Source organism: Streptomyces sp. UW30 (assembly GCF_008042075.1).
Lineage (GTDB): Bacteria > Actinomycetota > Actinomycetes > Streptomycetales > Streptomycetaceae > Streptomyces.
Map to the genome: position 1 here is coordinate 1,872,149 of NZ_RDBN01000037.1, position 7,593 is coordinate 1,879,741.

Genomic DNA, 7,593 nt, shown 5'->3' on the forward strand with positions numbered 1-7,593 from the left:
GCACGCGCGCGCCAGGGCGACGTACTACCCGGACGGGCTCCCCGACGACGGCACCGACTGGGCCGCCGCCTGGCGCGGGCGATACGACTGAGGCTCCGGCATACCGTAACGGCTTATGGCCGGTTTGTGGACGTGTCGTGCAGGAACGATGCGTCGCCCGAGTGCCTGGGACCGCGATGCCTCGCCCACCGACCTCGCTGTCCCTGCCAAGGTCGACCGCCGTACACTCCCCGAGTGACCGTCACCGCAACCTCCGTGGACGAGTCGGACCAGGTTGAGCCGCAGATCGCGCCCACCTCGCGCGCGGCACGGCTCGTGCGTCTGGTTCCGGCCCTCGCCGCGGCGCTCTCCGGAGTGCTGCTCTACGTCAGCTTCCCACCGCGCACCCTGTGGTGGTTGTCCCTGCCGGCCTTCGCGATCTTCGGCTGGGTGCTGCGTGGCCGCAGCTGGAAGGCGGGACTCGGCCTCGGCTATCTCTTCGGCCTCGGCTTCCTGCTGCCGCTGCTGGTGTGGACCGGCGTGGAGGTGGGCCCCGGCCCCTGGCTCGCACTCGTCGTGATCGAGGCGGTCTTCGTCGCGCTGGTGGGCGCGGGAGTGGCCGCGGTGTCGAAGCTGCCGGGCTGGCCGGTGTGGGCCGCGGCGCTGTGGATCGCCGGTGAGGCGGCACGCGCGCGTGCGCCGTTCAACGGCTTCCCGTGGGGCAAGATCGCGTTCGGCCAGGCCGACGGCGTCTTCCTCCCGCTGGCCGCCTTGGGTGGCACGCCGGTGCTCGGTTTCGCGGTCGTCCTGTGCGGCTTCGGTCTGTACGAGGTCGTACGCCTGGCCATGGAACGACGGCGCACGCGGTCCGTCCAGCGGTCCGCCGCGGCCGTCGCCCTGCTGAGCGTGGCCGTACCCGTGGTGGGCGCCGTGGCCGCACGGCCGCTGGTCAGCGACAAGGCCGAGAGCGGCACCGCGACCGTCGCCGTCATCCAGGGCAACGTGCCGCGCGCGGGGCTGGACTTCAACTCCCAGCGACGAGCCGTACTGGACTACCACGCGCGAGAGACCGAGCGCCTGGCAGCCGAGGTCAAGGCGGGGAAGGTCGCCCGGCCCGACTTCGTGCTGTGGCCCGAGAACTCCTCCGACATCGACCCCTTCGCCAACGCCGACGCCCGCGCCGTCATCGACAAGGCCGCCAAGGCGATCGGTGCGCCCATCTCGGTGGGCGGCGTCGTCGAGCGGGACGGCAAGCTGCTCAACGAGCAGATCCTGTGGGACCCCGACAAGGGCCCCGTCGACACCTACGACAAGCGGCAGATTCAGCCGTTCGGCGAGTACCTGCCGCTGCGCTCGCTCGTCGGGGCGATCAACGAGAACTGGACCTCGATGGTCCGCAAGGACTTCAGCCGCGGCAGCGAGCCGGGCGTGTTCACCATGGACGGCGCCAAGGTCGGTCTCGTCACCTGCTACGAGGCGGCCTTCGACTGGGCCGTGCGCTCCGAGGTCGTCGACGGCGCGCAGATGATCTCCGTGCCGAGCAACAACGCCACCTTCGACCGCAGCGAGATGACCTACCAGCAGCTCGCCATGTCCCGTGTCCGCGCCGTCGAGCACAGCCGGACCGTCACCGTTCCGGTGACCAGCGGCGTCAGCGCGATCATCATGCCGGACGGCGAGATCACGCAGAGGACCGGCATGTTCGTGGCCGACTCGCTCGTCCAGAAGGTCCCGCTGCGCTCCTCCGAGACGCCCGCGACGCGGCTCGGCATCCTGCCGGAGATCGCCCTGCTGCTCGTGGCCGCGGGCGGCCTCGGCTGGGCGATCGGCGCCGGGATGCGCGCGCGTCGCGCCGGTGACGCGTAGCTGTACGCCGGTCACACGCCCCCGGAACCCACCGGGGGCGCCGCCACCGGCCCGTTAGGGTCGGGGACATGGCTACTCCTGACTTCATTCGTACGATCCGGGCATCCGCCGGTCAGCAACTGCTGTGGCTTCCCGGGATCAGCGCCGTCGTCTTCGACGACGAGGGGCGGGTCCTGCTGGGGCAGCGCGCGGACAACCACAAGTGGACCGTGATCACCGGCATTCCCGACCCGGGCGAGCAGCCCGCGGCCTGCGCCGTGCGGGAGGTCTACGAGGAGACGGGCATCCGGTGCGTCCCCGAACGGGTCGTACTCGTCAGGTCCAGCAGAGAAGTCACCTATCCCAACGGTGACCAGTGCCAGTTCATGGACATCACCCTCCGCTGCCGGGCCGTCGGCGGCGAGGCGCGGGTCAACGACGACGAATCGGTTCAGGTGGGCTGGTACGACGTGGACGCGCTGCCCCAGATGGACGAGGGCCAGCTGTTTCGGATCAAGCAGGCGCTGGCTGATGAACCCACGTGGTTCGAGCCTATGAGCTCGGACTGAAGTATGGGTTGCGACCATATGTGGCCTGGTCGGGGTGCTACCTAGGGTCGAGCCATGACCCCGCCCAGCATCCTCCCGGCTCAAGGCTCGTCCTTGCCCTCGCCCCTCGACCTCGGCGGCCGCACCGCGCTGGTCACCGGAGCCGCCGGCGGCATCGGCCGCGCCTGTGCGCTACGGCTCGCGGCCGCAGGGGCCAAGGTGAGAGCGGTCGACCGGGACGCCGCGGGCCTGGAGGAACTCGTCGAAGGGGCCCGAGGGCTCGGGGGCGCCGTCGAAGCGCACGTCCTCGACCTCACCGACCTGGACGCCGCCGAACTCGCCGCCTCCGGGACCGACGTCCTCGTCAACAACGCCGGGCTGCAACTGGTACGGCCCATCGAGGAGTTCCCGGCCGACGTCTTCCACACGGTGCTCACCGTGATGCTGGAGGCGCCGTTCCGGCTCATCCGTGGTGCCCTGCCCCATATGTACGGGCAGGGCTGGGGCCGGATCGTCAATGTGTCCTCCGTACATGGACTGCGTGCCTCAGCCTTCAAGTCGGCCTATGTGGCCGCCAAACATGGTCTGGAGGGACTCTCCAAGACCGCCGCCCTGGAGGGCGCACCCCATGGCGTCACCTCCAACTGTGTGAACCCCGCCTATGTGCGCACCCCACTGGTCGAGAAGCAGCTCGCCGACCAGGCCCGGGCGCACGGCATTCCCACGGAGCGCGTGCTGTCCGAGGTGCTGTTGCAGGACAGCGCGGTCAAGCGGCTGATCGAACCGGAGGAGGTCGCCGAGGCCGTGGCGTACCTGTGCAGCCCGCAGGCCTCCTTCGTCACCGGTACCTCCCTGGTACTCGACGGTGGCTGGACCGCGCACTGACCGGCCGGGGCCGGCGGAAAACCGAGTTATCCACAGGGCTGACGGGGTGGCGGTGCGATGAGCAATCCTGTCGGCATGTCCCGCGATCACGTGCACCCAGCCGAGCGCTCACCAGGCGCTGCCGGAGCGCCCCTGAGCAGCGCCGAGACGCCGTTCCTCGAGCTGCTGGCCAGGGGCGCGTCCGCCGATGCCTACGAGCAGCCGGTGCTGCTCGCCCGCGCCGAGGGCAGATCCACCGAATGGATCGTCGCCCTCGAGCAGGCCAAGCTGCTCGCACTGCGCGTCCGCTCCGAGCTGGAGGGACGACGCAGGCGCGAGGCCGAGCTGTCGGCCCTGTTCGAGACGGCCCACGACCTGGCCGGCCTGCGGGACCTGGACGCCGTACTCCAGGCGATCGTGCAGCGCGCCCGGTCCCTGCTCGGCACGGACGTCGCCTATCTCAGCCTGAACGACCCGGCCAGGGGCGACACCTATATGCGGGTGACCGAGGGCTCGGTCGCGGCCCGCTTCCAGCAGCTGCGGCTCGGCATGGGGGAGGGCCTCGGCGGACTCGTCGCGCAGACCGCCCGCCCCTATGTCACCGACGACTACTTCAAGGACGACCGCTTCCAGCACACCCTCACCATCGACGCCGGAGTGCGTGACGAAGGGCTGGTCGCCATCCTCGGCGTGCCGCTGATGCTGGGCCACCACGTCATCGGCGTCCTCTTCGCGGCGGACCGGCGCGCCCGGGTCTTCGAGCGGGAGCAGATCGCGCTGCTCGGCTCCTTCGCCGCCCTCGCCGCTGCCGCCCTCGACACCGCGAACCTGCTCAGCGAGACCCGCTCGGCGCTCGCCGATCTGGAACGGGCCAACGAGATCATCCGCGACCGCAGCGGAGTCATCGAACGGGCCTCCGACGTGCACGACCGACTCGCCCAACTCGTGCTGCACGGCGGCGGAGTGCACGACGTGGCCGCCGCCGTCTCCCAAGTCCTCGACGGCGCAGTCGAGTTCGCGGCGGCCGTCGACGCACCGGCCACGGCCCTGGAAGCCTCCCGCGCCGAAGGCCACGCGGTACGGCACGGCGACGACTGGATCGCCGCCGTGGTCGCGGGCGGCGAACTCCTCGGTGCACTGGTGCTGCGCGGCCACCCCGGCCTCGACCCCGTGGACCAACGCACTCTGGAGCGGGCCGCCACGGTCACCTCCCTGCTCCTCCTCGCCCGACGCTCCGCGGCCGAGGCCGAACAGCGCGTCCGGGGCGAGCTGTTGGATGACCTGCTCGACGCCCGCGACCGCGACCCACGGCTGCTGCGCGAGCGTGCGGCGCGGCTGTACGCCGACCTCGACGCCACCCATGTCGTCCTCGCCGCCCGCCTGGAAGCCGTAGCGGCCGACGCCGACCAGGAGGCGGCTGCCCGCAGACGCCTGTGGTCCGCCGCGTCCCACCTTGCCGCGACCCGGCAAGGTCTGGCAGCGGCCCGTGACGGCGGCACCGTGCTGCTCCTGCCCCTCGAGACAGGGGAGACGGCCACCGCCGTGGCCCGCCGCGCCGCCCGGCACCTCGGAACAGCCGTCCAAGAGGCGGTCACCGTCGGCGCCTCCGCTCCGGTCGAGGAGTTGGCCGCACACCCCGACTCCGTAGCCGCCGCCTATGAGGAGAGCCGGCGCTGCCTGGACGCGCTGCGGCTGCTCGGCCGCTCCGGGGACGGCGCAGCCGCCGAGGACTTCGGGTTCCTCGGGCTGCTGCTGGCGGGGGACCGGGACATCGTGGGCTTCGTCGACCGTACGATCGGCCAGGTCGTCGCCTACGACGAACGGCGCGGCACCGACCTGCTGCACACCCTCGACGCGTACTTCGCCTGCGGGATGAGCCCGGCCCGGACCAAGGACGAGCTGCACGTCCATGTGAACACGGTCGCGCAGCGTCTCGAGCGCGTCGGCCACCTCCTCGGCGCCGACTGGCAGAGCCCCGCGCGTGTCCTGGAGATCCAACTGGCCCTGCGCCTGCACAAGTTGTCGGCACAGACACAGCGCTGACCCCCGCACGCATGGGCGTGCGGGGGCTGCCGGCAAAGGGATGGCCCTTCGGGCCGGTCCTCAGACGGTGTGCGCGTCCGCCGCACGAGCCGCCGCGGGCTCCGCGCCCGCCGAGGCTTCGACGTCGGCCAGGTCCCGGTGACGGGTCTCCTTGGCCAGGCCGACCGCAACCAGCGTCAGGACGGCAGCGGCGATGACGTACAGGGCGATCGGGGTGGAGCTGCCGTACGCGTTCAGCAACGCGGTGGCGATCAGCGGTGCCGGCGCACCCGCCGCGACCGAAGCGAACTGGGCGCCGATCGAAGCACCGGAGTAGCGCATCCGGGTCGCGAACATCTCGGAGAAGAAGGCGGCCTGGGGTGCGTACATGGCGCCGTGCAACACCAGGCCCACGGTCACGGCGAGGAGCAGGTTGCCGAAGCCTCCCGTGTCGATGAGCGAGAAGAACGGGAACATCCACAGCCCGACTCCGGCCGCGCCCAGCAGATAGACGGGACGGCGGCCGATCCGGTCCGACAGCGCGCCCCAGGCCGGGATGACCGCGAAGTGGACGGCCGAGGCGATGAGGACCGCGTTGAGCGCCGTCTGCTTGGAGAGGCCGGCGGATGTGGTGGCGTAGACGAGGATGAACGCCGTGATGACGTAGTAACTGATGTTCTCCGCCATGCGCGCACCCATGGCCACCAGTACGTCACGCCAGTGGTGCCGCAGCACGGAGACCAGCGGCAGCTTCTCGGCGTCCGCCGTGTCCGTGCGCGCGACCTTGCGTGCCTCCGCCTGCGCCAACGCCTCCTTGAAGACGGGCGATTCATCGACAGACAGACGAATCCACAAACCGACGATCACCAGCACACCGGAGAGCAGGAACGGGATCCGCCAGCCCCAACTGCCGAAGGCACTGTCCGACAGCACGGCCGTCAGCAGGGACAGCACACCCGTCGCGAGCAACTGACCCGCGGGCGCACCGGTCTGCGGCCACGAGGCCCAGAACCCACGCCGTCGCGCGTCCCCGTGCTCCGACACCAGCAACACGGCTCCGCCCCACTCACCACCGAGCGCGAATCCCTGAACCAGCCGCAACACGGTCAGCAGCGCCGGCGCCGCGGACCCGATGGTCGCGTACGTCGGCAACAGCCCGATCGCGAAGGTCGCCCCACCCATCAGAAGCAGGCTCAGCACCAACAGCTTCTTGCGCCCGAGCCGGTCCCCGTAGTGCCCGAAGACCAGCGCGCCCAGAGGCCGCGCCGCGAATCCGACCGCGTAGGTCAGGAACGACAGCAGGGTGCCGACGAGCGGGTCGGATTCCGGAAAGAACAGCTTGTTGAAGACGAGCGCGGCGGCGGATCCGTAGAGGAAGAAGTCGTACCACTCGATGGTGGTGCCGATGAGACTGGCTGCGACGATGCGACGGAGGTTCGCGGGTGGTGGGGGAGCGGTGGTTCCGGAGGCCATGTGCGCCACTTCCTCGTGTGCGGTGGGGACGGGTACGTGTTCGCACACCGTAGGAACCTGCAGGTCAAGGGCACATGTGGTGGGACTACATAGTTCGCGGTCGGGGTGTGCGTGTTGCCGCTATGTCGGTGCTTCGATGGCTGCCCCGAGGGCTTGATCGATGACAGGACGGGCGGTGTCCTGGCTGCGTCGTTGGGGGTGATTTGACTCTGGCGTGCTGACTCCCGTGCTGGTTCGGTGCTGACTAAAAGCGCACGTCATCACCCGTCTCAACCTCTCCCGTGCTGACTTGGTGCTGACTACGCTGCGTTGAACGCCGTCATCTGGGGCCGATCGGACAGCCGCTGCCGCCTGGTCCGGCATGAAGCTGAGGGCTGGGAACCGATCACGCGCGGGGACGCTTGCGACATCACCAAGATCAAGTGCCGGACCACACACAGGCCGCCATTTCGTTCATCGCAGGGCACGATCCTCGAGGCCGTAGGACGCCATCGCGCGGTTATGGATCGTGGACGGCACGCTCATTCCGGTCCGTGACCGCAGCGTGGGCACGTCCTCGCGTAACTACCGGTTTTCGGCGCATGTGCAGGTCGTCGTGGACGCGGATACGCGTCTGGTGGTGGCCGTGCCCCGCCCGGTGCCCGGTACGACGGCGGATGCGAAGGCCTGGCGGGACTCGGGCCTGGCCCGGCAGTGCCAGGGCGTCACGGTGCTCGGCGACGGCGCCTACATCAACACCGGGCTCGTCGTCCCGCACCGCAAACGGCCGGGGCGGCCGCTGCTGAAGGGCCAGGAAGAAGACAATGCCGCGCACCGCAAGGTCCGCGCTCGCGTCGAGCATGTGATCGGCCGGCTGAAGAAC

Annotated in this window: 5 protein-coding genes and 2 pseudogenes; 6 read left to right on the top strand and 1 reads right to left on the bottom strand. The window is 70.3% G+C overall.

All coding sequences use genetic code 11. The features are described 5' to 3' along the window. The 5 genes and pseudogenes from EAO75_RS47640 to EAO75_RS27330 form a co-directional block, all read left to right on the top strand. Positions 1–76, top strand: a pseudogene (locus EAO75_RS47640) (GNAT family N-acetyltransferase); the annotation flags it as partial. Positions 77–234: 158 nt separating this feature from the next. Next, positions 235–1,845: an apolipoprotein N-acyltransferase gene (gene lnt, locus EAO75_RS27315; protein ID WP_147997656.1), complete on the top strand. Its 1,611-nt coding sequence runs from the start codon at positions 235–237 to the stop codon at positions 1,843–1,845. A gap of 68 nt (positions 1,846–1,913) precedes the next feature. Next, positions 1,914–2,393 (top strand): NUDIX hydrolase, encoded by a 480-nt coding sequence (locus EAO75_RS27320; protein WP_147997657.1) that lies wholly within the window; start codon positions 1,914–1,916, stop codon positions 2,391–2,393. A gap of 54 nt (positions 2,394–2,447) precedes the next feature. After that, positions 2,448–3,257 (top strand): 3-hydroxybutyrate dehydrogenase, encoded by an 810-nt coding sequence (locus EAO75_RS27325; protein WP_147997658.1) that lies wholly within the window; start codon positions 2,448–2,450, stop codon positions 3,255–3,257. 75 nt (positions 3,258–3,332) lie between these two features. After that, positions 3,333–5,279 carry a helix-turn-helix domain-containing protein gene (locus EAO75_RS27330; RefSeq protein WP_147997659.1) on the top strand — a complete coding sequence of 649 codons (1,947 nt, stop codon included), beginning with the start codon at positions 3,333–3,335 and terminating at the stop codon, positions 5,277–5,279. Between the two features lie 60 nt (positions 5,280–5,339). Here EAO75_RS27330 and EAO75_RS27335 read toward each other — a convergent pair whose 3' ends face one another. Then, on the bottom strand, positions 5,340–6,731 hold the full coding sequence (locus tag EAO75_RS27335; protein WP_147997660.1) for an MFS transporter: 1,392 nt from the start codon (positions 6,729–6,731) through the stop codon (positions 5,340–5,342). A gap of 484 nt (positions 6,732–7,215) precedes the next feature. On the opposite strand from EAO75_RS27335, the pseudogene EAO75_RS27340 reads away from it, so the two are divergent. Then, positions 7,216–7,593: pseudogene (locus tag EAO75_RS27340) on the top strand (transposase family protein); the annotation flags it as partial.

Coding starts and splice junctions, on each gene's coding strand:
- EAO75_RS27320 (WP_147997657.1), top strand. CDS start 1,914: ATGGCTACTCCTGACTTCATTCGTACGATCCGGGCATCCGCCGGTCAG.
- EAO75_RS27325 (WP_147997658.1), top strand. CDS start 2,448: ATGACCCCGCCCAGCATCCTCCCGGCTCAAGGCTCGTCCTTGCCCTCG.
- EAO75_RS27330 (WP_147997659.1), top strand. CDS start 3,333: ATGTCCCGCGATCACGTGCACCCAGCCGAGCGCTCACCAGGCGCTGCC.
- EAO75_RS27335 (WP_147997660.1), bottom strand. CDS start 6,731: ATGGCCTCCGGAACCACCGCTCCCCCACCACCCGCGAACCTCCGTCGC.